We start from the raw sequence: 17318 nt of genomic DNA on the forward strand, positions 1-17318 counted from the left end.
ATATAGCATCGGGACATGCCAAAATCTCCAAAGTGAAGCCATTGAAATCATTGGCATGTCGCACTTGGAAATAGAATGTACCCCGCCACAGGCGAATCTGGCATAAGCTGAATTATGGAACAGCGGCACAAGTGGCGACCTCCAAAGCTGGAGGTGAGCGTTCTGTGGCACAAAGCGGTGAGCCGCCGTACTCAGCCCTCGCGTTCTATTTCGACAAGGGCATCCTCAATTGCGTTGAGCAGCATATCGGCATTTTCGCGAGAGAAAGGGAGCGGCGGCCGAATTTTGAGAACATTACCATTCAGTCCTGAAGCACTTATCAACACACGCCGTTCGCGTAGCTCGCTCACAACTTTCAACGCGACGGCGCTATCTGGCTCGCGGCTGTCCTGATTGCGTACAAACTCCAATCCGAGAAACAGACCGCTGCCCCGGACATCTCCAATCGAACCGAACGTCTCTTTCAGGCTCTTCATTCCTGCGCGCAGGTAGTCCCCTGTCTTGCGCGCATTTTGCATGAGATTTTCGCTCTCGATAACGTCAAGTACAGCCGAGGCAGCAGCCAAGGAAACGTTGTTGGCCCCAAATGTGTTGAAGTAACGTATATCCCGGCCGAAACACTCCTGGATGTCCGACTTCATAATGACCGCTGCGATTGGCATTCCGTTACCCATCGGCTTGCCTGTCACTGCAATGTCCGGGATGACTTCGTGACGCGCGAAACCCCACATGTTTGTGCCCATTCGCCCAAAGCCGGGCTGCACCTCGTCAGCGATATAAAGCACGCCGGCTTTTTTCAGCACATCGACGACGGGTTTGAGGAAACCGGGCGGATCGGCAAAAACGCCGTCCGAGGAAAAGATGCTGTCGGCGATAAAGGCGGCTGGCGTGATACCCCGGCGGCGCATGTGGCCGATCGCTTTGGCGACGTCGTCCGCCAATGCCGCGCCGACGTCGCGACCATTGGCGCGATAAGTGTCGGGCGCCGGCACTGTCAGCACATGCTGGCCAAGGGGTACGCTGTCGCCAAGCAACGGCGAGATTTCCGCCGCCGAGGCCGTCACGCCATGATAGGCGTTCTCCGTAGTAATGAAGCCGGAGCCACCTGTGTAATGGCGTGCCAACCGGAGGGCCAGATCGACCGCCTCGCTTCCGGTGCAGGTGTACATGACGCGGTCGAGTTCGGCCGGAAATGTCGCCAAAAGCCTTTCTGAGTAGGAGAGGATTTGCTCGTTCAGATAACGTGTATGCGTATTGAGTTGCGACGCCTGGTAACTTATTGCCTCCACAACGTGCGGGTGGCAATGACCGACCGACGGCACGTTATTATAGGCGTCGAGATAGGCTTCTCCGTCCGGTCCATACAGCCATACGCCCTTGGCCTTCGTGACATGGACCGGGTTTTCATAAAAGAGCCGATACGACGGTCCGAGTAACATCTGTCGGCGCTCGATCATCTTGCGCTCTCGCTCCGGCAGGCTGCCGAGCCGTGCCGAGTCGAAACCATTGACCATTGGTGCGCTCGGTTTGGGGGAAACGGTTTTTTTCATGCTTGTGATCACCGATTGGCTTCGCGCAGTCTTTCGATAGCGACGGTTCTTGGAACTGCGTCAAGGCGCGCCAATTGCGCCCAAACGCCCGCACTTTGGGTGGTCAAGCGCTGAGCGTGCTCGGGGAACAGCCGTGCGCGCCATCTCGGAATACAAAGCCGCATTACCAATCGCATGACCGCTGCCTTGTAGATGAGGGGGATTTCGGCGTCGGACAGGGAGCATTCGCTACGATATCCCCCGATAAGGTCGCACATCGCCCCTATCGGATCAGATTCATCCCCGATCTGATAGGCAGCAGCGACCCCCACGTCGAAAAGCGTCGGGGCGTGCACCATGTCGCCAAAATCGATGATGCCAGTGATCGTATCCGGCATTGTCGTATCGACAAGGATGTTTTCCATGTTGAAGTCGTTGTGGATGACCTGAGCATCCAACGCATTCATGATCGGCACAATCGCCGTCTCGAACTCGTCGATCGCATTTTCGAGGCGTGTTCGCTGATGTAGATCGGCAAATGTCGGCAGGACTTCGCGCATCCCTACCGCATGTTTCAAATCCCAGCTGATGCGATGTGATGCGGCCTCATGTGAAAAGCTCTTCAAGGCCTTTTGCAAACGTCCTAGCATTGTGCCAACCCGCCGGCGCTGCAGGGGAGACTGTGGCGCGGTCCGTTGAGCAACGCCCGGCGCGAAGGTGACCATGCGTACGCCGCGTTCGCTGCCGTCGTCCGTCACAAAGCGAAAATCCGCAGCTCCGTCACGCGTGCGAATGACACGCTGGGTGGGAATTCCCGGATCCACTTCCTCCACATGTAAGAGCGCTAAGCTGTGCATAGAGGTGACGAGAGGATCCTCTGCAGGATTGAGGATTTTTAAAAGATAGGCCGTACCATCCTCGAGCATCAGGTGAAAATTACTGTCCTTCTCGCCCCACAGCCATGTTGCGCGACCAGCAAGGCCATAATGGTCGCACGCAATTTGTTGCGCTTTGTCACATGACACCGGGACAGAAGCAGTTTCCAGTTCGGCGCCGAGCACACCAGTCTTGGATTTTTTTTGTAACATTCTCCACCCCTTCAGGTAGGTCTTTTGAAATTTTCGGGCCTCCTGAGGTCAAAAATCGAATTATGTCGCTTCGGTCACTAGCTTTGTATGGAAGTAGCTTTCCATTGCCTCGGCCCCGCCTTCTGAACCATAACCGGAATCTTTGATGCCGCCGAATGGCAGCTCGGGAAGCGCTAGTCCGTGGTGGTTGATAGAAAGCATGCCGCTTTCGATGTCGCGCGCAAGCTCGGCGCTCGTCTTGGCCGAAGTCGTGTAGGCATATGCAGCCAGCCCGTATGGCAAGCGGTTGGCTTCCGCAACGGCAGAACCGTAATCCGAAAATGCGCTGACGATCGCCATCGGACCGAAAGGTTCTTCGTTCATCACGCGCGCGTCTTGTGGAACATCCGTCAGAACCGTCGGCTGGAAGAAATTGCCGAGATTGCCGATCCTTTTGCCGCCGGTTGCAATCCGCGCGCCGCGCATGACGGCGTCGGCCGTCAGTGCTTCCATTGCTTCGACCCTTCGCGCGTTGGCAAGTGGCCCCATGGTTACGCTGTCGCGCATTCCATCGCCGACATTGACTGCCTCGGCCGCCTTGACGAAGCCGTCGAGGAATTTTTCAAAGACCCGTTCCTGGATGAGGAAGCGCGTTGGGGCCACGCAGACCTGGCCGCCATTTCGGAACTTCGCGCCGGCCAAGATCCTGACCGCAAGATCGATATCCGCATCATCGAAAACCAGAGCCGGCGCATGGCCGCCGAGTTCCATCGTGACGCGCTTCATGTGGGCGCCGGCGAGCGAAGCCAACTGCTTTCCGACCGGCGTCGATCCGGTAAAGGAGATCTTGCGGATGACGGGATGCGGGATGAGGTGATTTGAAATATCGACCGGAATTCCGAAAACCAGATTGAGGACGCCCGCCGGCAGGCCGGCGTCGGCGAAGGCGCGAACAAGTTCGGCGCAGCTTGCCGGCGTCTCCTCCGGCCCCTTCAAAATAATGGAGCAGCCGGCCGCAAGGGCCGCCGAGACTTTCCGCACGGCCTGGTTCAGCGGGAAGTTCCAGGGGCTGAAGGCCGCCACCGGGCCGACAGGCTCCCTGATCACCATTTGCCTGACATTGGTCGCCCTCGGAGGGATCAGGCGGCCGTAGCTACGCCGAGCCTCTTCGGCAAACCAATCGATAATGTCGGCGGCGCCCGCCGTTTCAGCCTTGGACTCTGCCAGCGGCTTGCCCTGCTCCAAGGTCATCAGTCGCGAGATTTCCGCCGAACGGCCGCGCAGGATCTCGGCCGCTCGCCGCATCAGCTTTGCCCTCTCGAACGCACTGACTTGCCGCCATTGCTCGAACCCTGCGGCGGCGGCGGACAGCGCTTGGTCGAGGTCATTCCTGCCGGCATTTGAAACGCGGCCGATGACCTCACCGGTGGCGGGATTAACGATGGAAAGGCGGGCGTTCGAACCGTCCCTCCAGAAGCCATCAATGTAAAGCTGGGTATCCGGATAAGCTGCCATTTCGCGCTCCATTGCCGTCAGTAGCCGAGCGCGCAACCATCTTTTCGATGATCGGAACCGCCCAGCAGAACATTGTGTTGATCGTCAATCCAGATTGCCTGGGCGCCGCCGATCGCCCAATTCGGCGCGACAACCTTGAAACCGCGCGCTTCGAGATTGTCACCAATGGAGGTTCGAAGACGCGCTTCGGCCTCGACCGTCGCCGTGCCGGGGAGCGGAAAGAGCCGAGGCAGATCGATCGCGCTCTGGATATCCAGACCGAAGTCGAACAGCTTGGAGAGGAAGTGGGCGTGGCCCATTGCCTGATAGTGCCCGCCCATCACGCCGAATGACAAAACGGTTTTGCCGTGGCGTGTCACCAATCCGGGGATGATCGTGTGCATAGGCCTCTTGCGCGGTCCTATCGCGTTTGGATGGCCCTGTTTCAAGCTGAAGCTCTGCCCGCGATTGTGGAACAACACGCCGGAGTTTGGCGCCATCAGACCGCTTCCATAGGAATGGAAGATGGAGTTGATGAAGCTCGCAACATTTCGGTCCTTGTCGACAACCGAAATATAGACTGTGTCGGCATGCGCGACACCGTCGAGAGCCGCCGTGGCGTCGGCAACTTCGTTCATATTGATCTTGGCCGCAAGACTATCTGCGAGTTCATCGGACAACAGGAAATCGACCGGAACATCCGATACCGAGGTGTCGGCTATCCACCGATCGCGGGCTGCGTAGGCCAGTCGAGTGGCTTCGATTTCGATGTGCAGATTATCAGCGTCAAGCGGATCGCCCGTGCGTTCAAAACGCTCAAGGATCCTCAATATCATCAGAGCGATGATACCCTGCCCGTTCGGCGGGCATTCATGCACCGTCCAGCCTCGGTAGGTCGCGCTGATCGGCTTCACATATTCGCCGGCGGCAGATGCAAAATCCTCAAGCGTATGGAGCCCGCCAAGCGAATTCAGCCGCGCCACCATGTCTTCCGCCACGGGGCCGCGATAGAAGCCGTCACGCCCCAGGGCTGCTATCGTCTCCAGCGTTTGCGCCAATTCCGACTGTCGTTGAACCGATCCCACAGGCGGCACTTGGTCATCGGCCAGGAAAATGCGGCGCATCGAAGAATCGCGCAGCAACAATTCGCGTTGATTGGAGATGTCGGCGGCAACTCGCGGAGTGATCCCGTAGCCGTCGCGCGCCAACGCTATCGCGGGAGCGAGAATTTCGGAGAGCGGCATCCTTCCGTGATCTGCGACCAGACGCGCCCATGCATCCACCGCGCCGGGAACCGTCACCGCATGCGGCGACGATCGCTCGATCGAGGTGATGCCATTGTCCCGATACCACTCGAAATGCGCGGCGGCCGGCGTGCGGCCGGAGCCGTTATAGGCAATGACATCATCATTGCCATTGGATGCGAGGAGCGCAAAACAATCACCGCCGATGCCGGTGGATCCGGCCTCGACCACGCATTGCACGGCACAGGCACCCACCGCAGCGTCGATCGCCTTGCCGCCGGCCTTGAGGATATCGATCGCGGTCAAAGTCGCCATAGGATGCGATGTTGCTGCCATCCCATTGCGGCCGACAGCTATCGATCTTCCCGGCATTTCGAAATTTCGCATATCTTCGATTCCCTTGCTCAGTAGAGGCCGGTCGCCCGGGCCCATGTGTAAGTGTCATCCAACGCACGGGCAGAGCGGTCGAACAATTCGTTGATCTGTGCTTCGGTAATGATGAGCGGAGGGCAAAGCGAGTAGTTGTCGCCAAGTGCGCGCGTGATGACGCCGTGGACCTGGGCCTGCTTGCCTGCGTGAATGGCAATGCCGTCCGTCGGCTTGAACGGCTCTTTGGTTTCCTTGTTACGAACCAGTTCGAGAGTCCCGATGAGGCCGCGGCCGCGGGCGTTCCCAACGAGCGGATGGTCGCCAAGCTCCTTCAACCGCCTCTGGAATACCGGGGCGACATCCCTGACATGACCGACAATGTCGCGCTCCTCATAGATTTTCAAGGTTTCCAAAGCGACAGCGGTTGCAACGGGATGGCCGCTATAGGTGAAACCATGTCCGAATGTTCCGATTTTCTCGCTCTCGGCAACGACTGCGGAATGGACCTTTTCATTGATCATCAGTGCGGATATCGGCTGATAGGCGGCCGAAAGCTGCTTTGCCATGACGATCATATCGGGCTGAAGCCCGAAGCTTTCGGAGCCGAACATAGTGCCGAGCCTGCCGAAGCCGCAGATGACCTCATCTGCGATCAGCAGCACGTCGTATTTCTTGAGGATTGCCTGGATCTTCTCGTAATAGGTCGGCGGCGGGACGATGCAGCCGCCTGATGCCATCAACGGCTCGGCGAAAAATGCACCGATGGTTTCAGGCCCCTCGGCGAGAATCATCTGTTCGAGCGAATCTGCACAGCGCGTCGCAAACTCCTCTGCCGTTTCGCCCGGGCGGCCGTAACGATAAAATTCCGGACAATCCGTATGCAGGACCCGATCGATAGGCAGATCGAAATCGCGATGGTTGTTAGGAAGTCCCGTCAGGCTGGCCGAAGCGATCGTCACACCGTGGTAGGCTCGCATCCGCGAGATGATTTTCTTCTTTTCCGGCTTGCCGATGGAATTGTGATAATACCAGACAAGCTTCATGGCCGTGTCGTTGGCCTCGGAACCCGAATTGGCAAAGAACACCTTCGACATCGGCACCGGTGAAAGCTGGATGAGCCGGTCGGCAAGCTCGACCGCGGTCTCGTGCGTCTTGCCGCCGAAGCTGTGATAGAAGGGCAATTCCTTCATCTGGCGGGTTGCCGCGTCTACCAGCCGCTGTTCGCTGAAACCCAGCGAGGCACAAAACAGCCCACCAAGCCCCTCTATGTATTTATTGCCGTCGCTGTCGATGATGTGGATCCCCTCCCCCTTGGCAATCACCAGCGGGCCGTCCTTCAAATGCTGCGAAGCGTTGGTGTAGGGATGAAGAACGAAGGCGGCGTCGCGGGACTCGAGGGAGTTGAGAAGGATGGTCACAGTGGTCTCCAAAATGATCGTGTGTTTCGATGGCGACGCTGGGCCGGTCAGCCGGCGCGACCTCTCGGTGCGCCGGCTGCCAATCGCTGCCGAAATGCGAGCGCTGCCGCTTGATCAATCAAGCGTCGTCTTCATCCACTTCTGGGCGAGTTTGTTGATCGTGCCGTCCGCTTCGGCAGCTTCGATCGCCGCATCGAACATCGACTTCAGGACGGTGTCGTCCTTGCGAAGGCCTGCCGCGATGCCTTGGCCGAAGACCCCGCCTTTGAAGGTGGGGCCGGCGATCTTGTAGTCTTTGAAGTCTTCCTTGCCGAGCGTTGCATTCAGTGACGTCTTCTGGGCAACGACGGCGTCGATACGACCGGCCTGAAGGTCGAGGTCATGCTGTTCGACGGTCTTGTATTCCCTGGGATCGACGACACCCTTGAAATAGGCATCGAGAAAGGCTGCGTTGGCCGTCGACACCTGGGCGCCTACGGCCTTGCCCTTCAGGGCGTCTCGAAGCGGCTGCAATTCCTGCTCGACCTTCGCTTTGTCGCCAGCGAGGTCGACCGTCGTTCCGGTTCCCGGCAGATTTGCGAGAGGGCCGGTCTTATCGACCATGAAGGCGGCCGCCGTCGAAGCATAGGGCTTGCTGAACGATATGACGGCAAGACGCTTCTCGGTAACGATCATCGACGCCATGATGGCGTCGAACTTCTTAGCAGTGAGCGATGGAATCAGCCCGTCCCAATCCTGGGCGACGATGGTGCACTTGATCTTCATGCGAGCGCAGAGGTCGTTGGCAAGATCGATCTCGAATCCTGCGAGCTTGCCGTCGGGGCCGGTAAAATTCCAGGGCTCGTATGCGCCCTCGGTTGCAATGGTGATCTCCGTCGGTTTTGTCTCCGCGGCGGCGACGCCAACCGACAGCACGCCAAGCAGAGCGGATGTCAGCAAAAGTTTTGATAATTGCATATTGGCATTCCCCTTTTGTTGCACCCTGCCCTTTTCCCAAGGCAAGGCTGTTGCAGACTCCGCGCGTCCGGCGATTTGCTAGGACGCGCGAACCTTGATTGCCTCGGCCGCAAGGCAGAGGAGCTCGAATAAGACTTGAGCGGCAATTTGCGCCGTGTTCGAGGTAGGGTCGTATTGCGGAGCGATCTCCACGACGTCGCCGCCGACGATGTTCAAACCTGAAAGACCGCGCAGAATTCCAAGCGCCTGGGCGGATGTCAGCCCACCGACCTCCGGCGTCCCTGTGCCGGGCGCAAAGGCCGGATCAAGAGAATCGACATCGAAGCTGACGTAGGTCGGGGCTGATCCGGCGATTTCTCTCGCCTTTGCGATCACGCCCCTGGCGCCGAGATCGGCGACTTCCTCCGCATGGATGACGGTCATGCCCGATGCATAGGAGAACTCCCACAGATACTCGGAATTTCCTCGAATTCCGATCTGGATCGTCCGTCTGGGGTCAAGAACACCGTCGAGAACCGCCTGGCGGAATGGCCCGCCATGATGGAATTTGCAGCCCTCAAATGACCCGCCCGTATCGCAATGCGCATCGATGTGGATCATCCCCACCGGCCGTTGCCTGCCGATGGCCCTTAGAATGGGAAGGCTGACCGAATGGTCGCCGCCGACCCCTAGGGGCACGACTCCAGCCCTTATCAAGCGGTGGACAAATTGCTCAATATCCTGGTGGGACGCAGCAAGATCAAAACGGCTTTTGAACGGGACATCGCCCACGTCGGCAACGCGTGCATTTGCAGTCGGGACGGCTCGCAGAACATGATTGTAGGGCCCAACGCGATCGACGTTGCGTACGGCCCTCGGTCCGAACCGCGCACCCGATCGGTTCGTCACCCCGAGATCCATGGGAATTCCGAAAAGCGCGATGTCCATATCCGTGAAATTGGGTGCGGCATCGGGACGATACGGGGCCTTCAATAATGTCGGAAGGCCACAATAGGGCGCCTGACGGCTATCGCCGTCACCAAAGACCAGTTCGGCGACTTTTCGAAACTCCTCATCGAACATTTCACCGCCCGAAGAATTCAAGTAGCGCTTCCGCAATTCGTCCAGGCTGAGAATCTCCGACATCGGACCTCCATATGTTCCGCCCCATCAGGCTGCGATCAAGAAGCAAACTAGGGCCATTGCTTGTTGTCGCCAACATTGTATACATAATCGTATTCTTCTTGATCGGGCAAGAGGAAAAACGTTATGGTGAAATCGCCGGGACCCGGTAAATGCACCAGTAATGGAAGGGGAATTGATTGGCACCGAAAACGGAACAGCGGGGATCGTTGCGCGAAAGCACCTATGCGCAATTGAAGGACTTGATCCTCAGCGGCCAACTTCGCCCCTCGGAGCGCCTTTCTGAAGTTACGCTTGCCAAACGCTTCGGCGTCAGCCGAACGCCGCTGCGCGAAGCGCTGATGAAGCTCGAAGAGGAAGGGCTTGTCGTCGGGCAGCGGAATTTCGGTTACACGGTGACCGATCTCGACGTCACCAAATTCTGCAATCTCCTAGTCGTTCGCGAAGCGCTCGATGTTTGCGCGGCACAGCTCGCCTGCGAGATGGCGACCGAGGAAGACCTCGATCGGCTTCGCGACGTCATCATCCAGATGGTGGACCTCAAGGAAACGACCAACGAGGCGCCATCGGATGCCGCGCGCAACCTCGATCTCGGATTGCACATCCATCGCGTGATCGTCGAATCGACCCGAAACGAGGCCCTCGTGAGGGCGACGGATCAAATTTACCAGCAGCTTCGCCTAGCGCTTTGGCTCGAAGTGCTCTGGGTTGACCTGGAGCACACCGATCTCGACGAGCATCGGGCAATCGCGGACGCCATCTGTGCACGCGACAAGGAGGCTGCCGCGATCGCAGCTCGGGCGCATGTGCAAAGCTCGCTCAAGAACATGTCGAAGCTTCAGCGCATTTGGGCGCACCGGCGCGCTGCCGAGTGAAGCAACCCTGATCTGTCATCAAGAGGTCCACGCATGGCATTTATCGGTAGTTACCTGACTCTCATCGGTTTCGGACCGACCGGTTGGGGATGGCTGCTTCTGACCGCGGCGGCCATGACAATCGGTGTGTCCGTCTGCGGCTTTCTGGCTGGAACGGTGATCGGCTCGGTCGTCACCTTCATGCAGCTGTCCCGCCACATGGGACTCCGCTGGCTTGCCGACTGCTACACCACGATCCTTCGCGGCGTGCCTGACCTTCTGGTCATCTATCTCTTCTATTTCGGCGGCAGCGCATTCCTAGGGACTGTCGGCGGCCTTTTCGGGTATCAAGGTTTTATCGGAATGCCGGCATTTTTGACCGGGACGCTGGCGCTTGGCGTCGTTTCGGCGGCCTATCAGGCCGAAGTATTTCGCGGAGCCTACAGATCGGTTGCACGCGGCGAAATCGAAGCCGCCACCGCCGTCGGCATGCGGCCGTGGCCCAAATTCAGGCGTATCGTCGCGCCGCTCGTCCTTCGTTACGCCATTCCCGGCCTTGGAAACACCTGGCAACTCGTGCTGAAGGAATCGGCATTGATCTCCGTCACGGGCCTCGTCGAACTGCTGCGCCAGTCGCAGATCGCCGCAGGCTCCACTCGCCGGCCATTCGAGTTCTACCTGTCGGCGGTCATTCTCTACCTCGTCGTAACCTGGTTCTCCTCGATTGTGTTCAAACGAATGGAAGCTCGAACGACCCAAGGCGTGAGGAGAGCGCTATGACGGATATCGGCTTCATGTGGGATACGTTTCTCACGCTTCTGACCGGTGTGCCGCTAACCCTCGAGCTTGCGGTCACTTCCATTCTGGCAGGCAGCATCCTGGCGCTTGCGATCTCGCTGCTGGCGGTGACCGGCGGTGCAATTGGACAAAACATAGCCGGTGCCTACGTCTTCGTCTTCAGAGGTTCGCCTCTGCTCGTCCAAATGTTCCTGATCTATTATGGTCTCGGCCAGTTTCGGCACGGATTGCAAGACCTCGGGCTCTGGTGGTTCTTTCGCGAGCCCTATTGGTGTGCGGTGCTGGCGCTTACTCTGAACACGGCCGCCTACTGCAGCGAAATTTTCCGCGGTGGCCTCAGGGCCGTCTCCAGCCAGGAGATCGAGGCGGCACGCGCTTGCGGCATGTCGAGCGTTCTCCTGTTCAGACGAATCATCATGCCAATCGCCATCAGGCATGCGCTGCCCGCCTATGGCAACGAGATCATCCTGATGATCAAGGCAACAGCACTCGCGTCTGTCATTACGATCATGGAAGTCACCGGCCTTGCTGGAAAACTAATCGCCGACAGCTTCCGCGCTTTCGAGATCTTCATTGTCGCAGGCGCGATCTATCTCGCGATCAACTTCATCGTCACCCGAATGCTCATGGTGATCGACTTTTGGCTTTCGCCGCACATGCGCATACGGCTGCAATCTTAGACGGGAGTGACTATGTCTGACAGGGGAACAGTTCTGGCAAGCGACAACAAAAACGGGAGCGCTGCCGTTTCGGTCAAGGACCTTCGCAAATGCTTCGGCCCATTGGAAGTCCTGAAGGGGGTTTCGCTGGAAGCGCATGAGGGAGATGTGATTTCCATTCTCGGTTCATCCGGCTCCGGAAAGTCGACGATGCTCAGATGTCTTAATATGCTTGAAGTCCCCGACAGCGGAGAAATCAGCATCGGCGGCGAAATATATTCTCTGAAGAAAGTCGGACATCGAACGGAGCCTGCTGATCGCAGGCAAGTCGATCGCATGCGCGAACACATCGGCATGGTATTTCAAAGCTTCAATCTCTGGTCGCATATGACCATCCTGGAGAATGTGATAGAAGCGCCGGTGCACGTACAGAAGCGAAACCGCGCGGAATGCGTTGCCGAAGCCGAAGCTCTACTCGAAAGGGTTGGTATCGCCGACAAGCGAAACTTCTATCCAGCGCACCTCTCCGGCGGGCAGCAACAACGCGCGGCAATCGCTCGCGCACTGGCACAGCGCCCAAAGGTAATGCTATTTGACGAGCCGACTTCCGCACTCGATCCCGAACTCGTCGGCGAAGTGCTCAAGGTTATGCGCTCCCTTGCCGAGGAAGGTAGGACGATGCTTGTCGTGACGCACGAAATGGCTTTCGCGCGCGACGTGTCCAGCAAAGTGGTGTTTCTTCACAAAGGTGTTGTGGAAGAAACGGGCACGCCTGGTGAACTCTTCAGCCGTCCGCGATCCGAGCGGTTTCGGCAGTTTCTTGCCAATGAGCGAAAGTGACGTAGGAGACTGCAACTCGTTTGACAATGCGACCTGGGTTCCATGTCGATCCAGCGATCATGCTTGTTGCTGTTCCGATGGTTGTGGGAACCGTTGCGATCACCATTCTCCACGTCAAGCATGCTTTGAAAGAAGGGTCGTGAAATCGCGAGCCGAGAACACCTTGCATCCTTCTTGATCCACCCCTTAAAGAGTTGCCTGCGGAGAGAGCAAGGCGCTGTTGGTTCTCGTACCCGGCTACATCAGGACAAGCACCTGATCGTGATCACGCCGCCATGGTGCGGACGTTGTGTCTAGGCTCAACGGCCCGAGCGGGTTGACGGTCGAGAGTGAACTGATTGACCAATTCGCGCAGTCTGCTCGCCTCTGCCGACAAGGAAGCGGCCGCTGCGGTGGATTGCTCAACCATCGCGGCATTCTGCTGAGTGGACTGGTCCATCTGATTGACGGCCGTATTGATTTCGGCAAGTCCGGTGGACTGTTCACGCGCAGACGTAGCAATTGCGTCCATCAACTGATTGATTTGAGACACTTGCTCGCTGATTTCGTTCAACGACTGGCCAGTCTCGAGAACCAGTCTTACGCCGGTGCCGACTTCGGCGGAGGACTTTTGGATAAGGCCCTTGATTTCCTTCGCCGCCGTCGCTGCGCGCTGGGCAAGCTCGCGAACCTCCTGGGCAACAACCGCAAAACCTTTGCCGGCTTCGCCTGCCCGTGCTGCCTCGACGCCAGCATTCAGCGCCAGGAGGTTGGTTTGGAAAGCAATGTCGTCAATGACGCCGATGATGCTTGATATCCGCTCCGAGCTTTCCTCTATCCGCCGCATCGCCTGTTCGGCGTGAGACACAACGGCAGCAGAACGTTCTGCACTGACATTAGCCACCTGGGCGACAGTGCGAGCCTCCTCGGTTCTCTTCGAGGCAGTCGTCACATTGGCGGTAATCTCATCGAGGGCTGCCGCAGTTTCCTCCAGGGAAGCTGCCTGCTGTTCGGTCCGCTTGGAGAGATCTTGCGCACCGGACGCGATTTCGCATGTTCCGTTGTCGATGCTGTGCACCGTCTGCAGTACAGCACCAATGGTTGTGCCGAGTTGTCGAAGCGAAGCATTGAAATCCCCACGCAGCGCCTCGTATTCCGGAGCGAACGGCTCCGCCAACTGGAAAGAAACGTCACCGCCCGCAAGGCGTCTCAATCCATCGCCAAGCGTCGTTGTCGCAAAGCGCAACTGCTGCGCTTCCCGTTCGGCGCGCTCCTGTGCGGCAGCGCGCGTCGCCTCCGACTGGCTTCGCGATGCCATTGCTTCCTGCTCCAGTCGAAGAACATTGATGGCGTTCTGTCGAAACACCTCCACTGCTCCCGCCATTGCCCCGATCTCGTCGCCACGCCCAGCGTAGGGAATTTCGCTTTGCAGATCTCCGTCGGAGAGGATCGTCATGGCAGAGGCAATTCGGCGGATCGGATTGGCGATGCCGAAGACGGCAAAGAGCGCTCCGGCAGAGGTGACCAGAATAGAAAGGGTGGCAATCAATGCCGTGGTCGTGAACGCGTTGCCCGCGGTTGCATTGCTTGTGGTCACATATGTTTCGGTCTGTCCGAGAATGAAGGCCACCAAGTCCGCAATCTCCTGGCTCACCAGATCAGATTGTGCCTCCATGTTCTGCCGAAAGAGACTGCCCGCCTCGGCGGTCTTGCCGTTGTCCTGCAGTTGGACCATTTGCGCGGCGAGCTCACTATATTTCTTGAGCCCTGACTTGACGTCATTGATCAGCTCGCGACCTTTCTCCGTTCGGACGCCCGCCACATACTCTTGGATTGCCCGCTCGACTGCGGCTTTCGTCTCGTCGATCAGCTTCGCCTCGGCGGCCCGCTTCTCCGGCGACGCCTCCAACAGGTAGCGCGCATAGGCGAGCTTCAGATCAGAGAAGTTGCCTTTGATATCTCTGGCAGTGATCATCCGCTTCATCCAGAAGCCGCCAATCTGCTGAGCGCTGTCATTCAGTGTCGAGATTGTGCTGAGGGAATTATACGATAGGGCAATCAGGAAGGCACAGATAACAGACAAAACGGCAATAAGGGTCTGTTTGACGGTGGGGCGTTTCATACAATTCTCCAGTACTCTAGGGCGGGCTATACAGCTCAGATAACCCGAAGAATTCGCGCGAGTCGCTAATTTAGGATTAACTTTAAATAGTTCGGCCGTCGCTCTCTGAATAATTTATGTCGCTTACAAACGAGGCGTAGCAAAGTGCTCTTCGCTGCTATCAAGGGTATGTTAGTGGCGACTCAGGTGTGATCGAAAGGCTCGGCCGGCAACGGCCTCGTGCCTGACTGTGCCGTCGATCCGCTTCCGTCTCCACGCGTTTTTGCGGCTTCAGTATCAAGAGGCCACCGGTGATACCTCATTCGCGCGCCGCCACGGCGCGGTCGCGGCCAGCCACTGTCGCGCGCGGGCCTCGGGATCCGCGTTGCGGGTGATATCGGTGACCACGGCAGCACTGTCGGCGCCTTTTTCCAATACCAGCGGCGCGCGTTCGGCGGTGATCCCGCCGATGGCGACGAGCGGTATCGCGCCGACGCGCTGGCGCCAGTCGGAAAGACGTTCAACGCCTTGCGGCGCCCATTTCATCTGTTTGAGGATCGTGGGCCAGACCGGCCCGAGCGCGACATAATCCGGCTCGGCGGCCAGCGCCGTCTCCAGCTCCGATATGTCGTGGGTGGATAGGCCGAGCCTCAGGCCGGCGCGGCGAATGGCATTCCTGTCGGCGGCCATCAGGTCTTCCTGCCCGAGATGAACGAAATCGCATCCTTCATCGATGGCAAGTTTCCAGTAGTCGTTGACGACCAATTGGCAAGCCGCTGCCGCGCAGGCAGCCTTCGATCGCCGGATCTGCTCGCGAAGCACGGAGGCCGGGCAATCCTTGATGCGCAGCTGGACGAGTTTGACGCCGAGTGGCACGAGACGCTCGACCCATTCGGCGCTGTCGACGATGAGATAGAAGGGGTCTAAGTTCATGAGAAGACTGCCTTGCCGATGACGGGAGTGGATGGGACGGCGATATCGCGTGGCTCCAGCGGTACGGCGGCATACGCCAGGCGGCCGGCATCGATGGCAAGCGCGAAGGCCTCCGCGATGGTGGCGGGATCGCCTGCGCCGGCAACGGCGGTGTTGAGGAGAACGGCATCATAACCGTACTCCATGACGGTGGCGGCGTGAGACGGGCGGCCGATGCCGGCATCGATGATCAGCGGCACATCCGGAAAGTGCGCCCGGAACGATCGTAGTGCCATCGGGTTCAGCGGCCCCTGCGCGGAACCGATCGGCGCGCACCAGGGCATCAGGACGCGGCAGCCGGCTTCCAGCAGCCTTTCGGCGACGACAAGGTCATCGGTCGTATAGGGGAAGACCTGAAAGCCCTCGCCGGTCAGGATGCGGGCCGCCTCGACAAGGCCGAAGACGTCAGGCTGCAGCGTATCGTGATGTCCGATAACTTCGAGCTTGATCCAGTCGGTGCGGAAGACGTCTCGCGCCATCTTCGCCGTCAGCACGGCCTCCTGCACGCTGTGACATCCGGCCGTATTCGGCAGCACGCGCACGCCAAGCTCGCGGATCAGGTCGAAGAAGGCGCCGCCCGCTTTGCCGCCGATGGCTTCGCGGCGAAGCGAAACGGTGACGATCTCGGTCTTCGAGCGCTTGACCGCCTCGGCAAGAACAGCTGGAGACGGATAACGGGCGGTGCCGAGCAGCAGTCGGGAGCGGACTTCAACATCATAAAGTTTCAGCATCTCAGCCTCCTTGCATGGGGGAGAGAATTTCGATGCGGTCGCGTTCGCCGAGCCTGAAATCGCCGCGGTCCTCACGGTGCACCAGCTCGCCGTTCACTGCGGTCGCCAGCCATTCGCCTTCGTAGTCGAGAGCGAGAAGAAGATCCGCGAGCGTCGCGGCTGCGACCTCTTGTTCCTCGCCGTTGATGATGAAGGTCATGATGCCTTCCTTTCCGAGTGGTTGTCTTTTCCAAGAAGAAGCCGCGCCACCTCCCCTGCCATGGCCGGCGCCAGCAAAAAGCCATGACGGTAGAGGCCATTGACATGGAAGGTGCGCCCCTCCTGCGTCACCCGCGGCAGATTGTCGGGATAAGCCGGGCGCACGCCTGCCCCGGTTTCCGTAACCCGTGCCTCGCCGAAGGCAGGATTGAGGGTATAGGCGGCATTCAGCAACTCCATCAGCGAACGCGCGGTAATCGGGCCGATGTCGTTGCTTTCGATCATTGTCGCCCCGATCATGAAGCGATTTCGCTGGCGCGGCACGATATAGATCGGGTGGCGCGGATGCAGCAGGCGAACGGGACGGGAGAGAGAGATCTCGTTCGTTTCGACGCAAAGCATCTCTCCGCGAACGCCGCGCAATCCGGGCAGACGGCCGATCTGGGCAGCCCCGGTGCAGTCGATCACGCGATCGTAGGGGGCAAGGTCGGCATCGCCCCTGACGCCGAATGTGAGGCGCATGCGGGCTTCCTCAAGTCCGGCGGCGAGCCCCGAGAGCGCCTGGCGCGGATCGAGATGCGCTTCCTGCCGGAAGAACAATGCCCTGCGGAAGCGGCCGGCGAGATCCGGTTCAAGCGTCGCGATCGCCGGCTCGTCCAGCCATTCCCATCCGCTTGTCCGGCGGCAAAAGCGGTCGAGTTCGCCGGCATCTCGCCCGGCCGCCACCACAAGCGTCCCCCGGCGATTGACATGGCCGGGCAGCGCTGCCTCCCACCAATCGGCGGCAAGACGGCCGAGCGCCAGGACCGGCTCGTCTGCGCTTTCCCTTTCGCACCATGGAGCCAGCATGCCGCCGGCAAAGCCGGAAGCACCGGCGCCGACCTGGTCGGCTTGCTCAGCGACGCTGACCCGGAAACCGTGCCGATGGAGCTGCCAGGCAACGGTGAGGCCGGCAACGCCGGCCCCCTTGACGAGAACATGCATCG

At 59.0% G+C, this 17318-nt stretch carries 16 protein-coding genes; 4 read left to right on the top strand and 12 right to left on the bottom strand.

What is annotated here, in order from left to right; genetic code table 11:
- Positions 1 to 191 precede the first annotated feature (191 nt).
- From AC13QO_RS21390 to speB, 7 genes are all read right to left on the bottom strand, one after another.
- A complete protein-coding gene (locus tag AC13QO_RS21390; protein WP_488541791.1) occupies positions 192 to 1514 on the bottom strand; it encodes an aspartate aminotransferase family protein in 1323 nt (440 codons plus the stop codon).
- Between the two features lie 44 nt (positions 1515 to 1558).
- A complete protein-coding gene (locus AC13QO_RS21395) occupies positions 1559 to 2617 on the bottom strand; it encodes a phosphotransferase (protein ID WP_488541737.1) in 1059 nt (352 codons plus the stop codon).
- Positions 2618 to 2677: 60 nt separating this feature from the next.
- The gene (locus AC13QO_RS21400) at positions 2678 to 4111 is read right to left on the bottom strand and encodes an NAD-dependent succinate-semialdehyde dehydrogenase (RefSeq protein WP_488541738.1); all 1434 of its coding nucleotides are present in this window, start codon (positions 4109 to 4111) and stop codon (positions 2678 to 2680) included.
- 17 nt (positions 4112 to 4128) lie between these two features.
- A complete protein-coding gene (gene ggt, locus AC13QO_RS21405) occupies positions 4129 to 5721 on the bottom strand; it encodes a gamma-glutamyltransferase (protein ID WP_488541739.1) in 1593 nt (530 codons plus the stop codon).
- A 17-nt stretch (positions 5722 to 5738) separates the two neighbouring features.
- A complete protein-coding gene (locus AC13QO_RS21410) occupies positions 5739 to 7121 on the bottom strand; it encodes an aspartate aminotransferase family protein (RefSeq protein ID WP_488541740.1) in 1383 nt (460 codons plus the stop codon).
- Positions 7122 to 7235: 114 nt separating this feature from the next.
- Positions 7236 to 8078, bottom strand: a complete 843-nt coding sequence (locus tag AC13QO_RS21415) for a lysine/arginine/ornithine ABC transporter substrate-binding protein (protein WP_488541741.1) — start codon at positions 8076 to 8078, stop codon at positions 7236 to 7238.
- A gap of 78 nt (positions 8079 to 8156) precedes the next feature.
- Entirely contained in the window at positions 8157 to 9203 is a 1047-nt protein-coding gene (gene speB, locus AC13QO_RS21420) for an agmatinase (RefSeq protein WP_488541742.1), read from the bottom strand.
- 176 nt (positions 9204 to 9379) lie between these two features.
- On the opposite strand from speB, the gene AC13QO_RS21425 reads away from it, so the two are divergent.
- The 4 genes from AC13QO_RS21425 to AC13QO_RS21440 are packed head-to-tail and all read left to right on the top strand — an operon-like array spanning position 9380 to position 12351.
- Positions 9380 to 10075, top strand: a complete 696-nt coding sequence (locus AC13QO_RS21425; RefSeq protein WP_488541743.1) for a GntR family transcriptional regulator — start codon at positions 9380 to 9382, stop codon at positions 10073 to 10075.
- A gap of 33 nt (positions 10076 to 10108) precedes the next feature.
- Complete coding sequence (locus AC13QO_RS21430) at positions 10109 to 10834, top strand: ABC transporter permease (protein WP_488541744.1); 726 nt, start codon at positions 10109 to 10111, stop codon at positions 10832 to 10834.
- Positions 10831 to 11532, top strand: a complete 702-nt coding sequence (locus tag AC13QO_RS21435) for an ABC transporter permease (RefSeq protein ID WP_285192407.1) — start codon at positions 10831 to 10833, stop codon at positions 11530 to 11532. Before AC13QO_RS21430 ends, AC13QO_RS21435 begins: the two co-directional genes overlap by 4 nt.
- Before the next feature lie 12 nt (positions 11533 to 11544).
- Entirely contained in the window at positions 11545 to 12351 is an 807-nt protein-coding gene (locus tag AC13QO_RS21440) for an ABC transporter ATP-binding protein (protein WP_488541745.1), read from the top strand.
- A gap of 265 nt (positions 12352 to 12616) precedes the next feature.
- On the opposite strand, the gene AC13QO_RS21445 is transcribed toward AC13QO_RS21440, so the two are convergent.
- From AC13QO_RS21445 to thiO, 5 genes are all read right to left on the bottom strand, one after another.
- Positions 12617 to 14452 (bottom strand): HAMP domain-containing methyl-accepting chemotaxis protein, encoded by a 1836-nt coding sequence (locus tag AC13QO_RS21445; protein WP_488541746.1) that lies wholly within the window; start codon positions 14450 to 14452, stop codon positions 12617 to 12619.
- A 276-nt stretch (positions 14453 to 14728) separates the two neighbouring features.
- Positions 14729 to 15364, bottom strand: coding sequence for a thiamine phosphate synthase (locus AC13QO_RS21450; protein WP_488541747.1), 636 nt, complete (start codon positions 15362 to 15364; stop codon positions 14729 to 14731).
- Complete coding sequence (locus tag AC13QO_RS21455; RefSeq protein ID WP_488541748.1) at positions 15361 to 16134, bottom strand: thiazole synthase; 774 nt, start codon at positions 16132 to 16134, stop codon at positions 15361 to 15363. Before AC13QO_RS21455 ends, AC13QO_RS21450 begins: the two co-directional genes overlap by 4 nt.
- Position 16135: 1 nt before the next feature.
- Positions 16136 to 16333 carry a sulfur carrier protein ThiS gene (thiS, locus tag AC13QO_RS21460; protein WP_085781504.1) on the bottom strand — a complete coding sequence of 66 codons (198 nt, stop codon included), beginning with the start codon at positions 16331 to 16333 and terminating at the stop codon, positions 16136 to 16138.
- Complete coding sequence (gene thiO / locus AC13QO_RS21465; protein ID WP_488541749.1) at positions 16330 to 17316, bottom strand: glycine oxidase ThiO; 987 nt, start codon at positions 17314 to 17316, stop codon at positions 16330 to 16332. The genes thiS and thiO overlap by 4 nt, the downstream gene beginning before the upstream one ends.
- Positions 17317 to 17318 lie beyond the last annotated feature (2 nt).

Source organism: Rhizobium sp. CNPSo 3670 (assembly GCF_057784555.1).

What these genes read in the sequence shown, in the direction of transcription:
- ggt (WP_488541739.1), bottom strand. Translation starts at nt 5,721, where the DNA reads ATGCGAAATTTCGAAATGCCGGGAAGATCGATAGCTGTCGGCCGCAAT.
- AC13QO_RS21455 (WP_488541748.1), bottom strand. Translation starts at nt 16,134, where the DNA reads ATGCTGAAACTTTATGATGTTGAAGTCCGCTCCCGACTGCTGCTCGGC.
- AC13QO_RS21445 (WP_488541746.1), bottom strand. Translation starts at nt 14,452, where the DNA reads ATGAAACGCCCCACCGTCAAACAGACCCTTATTGCCGTTTTGTCTGTT.
- AC13QO_RS21390 (WP_488541791.1), bottom strand. Translation starts at nt 1,514, where the DNA reads ATGGTCAATGGTTTCGACTCGGCACGGCTCGGCAGCCTGCCGGAGCGA.
- AC13QO_RS21440 (WP_488541745.1), top strand. Translation starts at nt 11,545, where the DNA reads ATGTCTGACAGGGGAACAGTTCTGGCAAGCGACAACAAAAACGGGAGC.
- AC13QO_RS21435 (WP_285192407.1), top strand. Translation starts at nt 10,831, where the DNA reads ATGACGGATATCGGCTTCATGTGGGATACGTTTCTCACGCTTCTGACC.
- AC13QO_RS21400 (WP_488541738.1), bottom strand. Translation starts at nt 4,111, where the DNA reads ATGGCAGCTTATCCGGATACCCAGCTTTACATTGATGGCTTCTGGAGG.
- AC13QO_RS21430 (WP_488541744.1), top strand. Translation starts at nt 10,109, where the DNA reads ATGGCATTTATCGGTAGTTACCTGACTCTCATCGGTTTCGGACCGACC.
- AC13QO_RS21415 (WP_488541741.1), bottom strand. Translation starts at nt 8,078, where the DNA reads ATGCAATTATCAAAACTTTTGCTGACATCCGCTCTGCTTGGCGTGCTG.
- thiS (WP_085781504.1), bottom strand. Translation starts at nt 16,333, where the DNA reads ATGACCTTCATCATCAACGGCGAGGAACAAGAGGTCGCAGCCGCGACG.
- AC13QO_RS21450 (WP_488541747.1), bottom strand. Translation starts at nt 15,364, where the DNA reads ATGAACTTAGACCCCTTCTATCTCATCGTCGACAGCGCCGAATGGGTC.
- speB (WP_488541742.1), bottom strand. Translation starts at nt 9,203, where the DNA reads ATGTCGGAGATTCTCAGCCTGGACGAATTGCGGAAGCGCTACTTGAAT.
- thiO (WP_488541749.1), bottom strand. Translation starts at nt 17,316, where the DNA reads ATGCATGTTCTCGTCAAGGGGGCCGGCGTTGCCGGCCTCACCGTTGCC.
- AC13QO_RS21395 (WP_488541737.1), bottom strand. Translation starts at nt 2,617, where the DNA reads ATGTTACAAAAAAAATCCAAGACTGGTGTGCTCGGCGCCGAACTGGAA.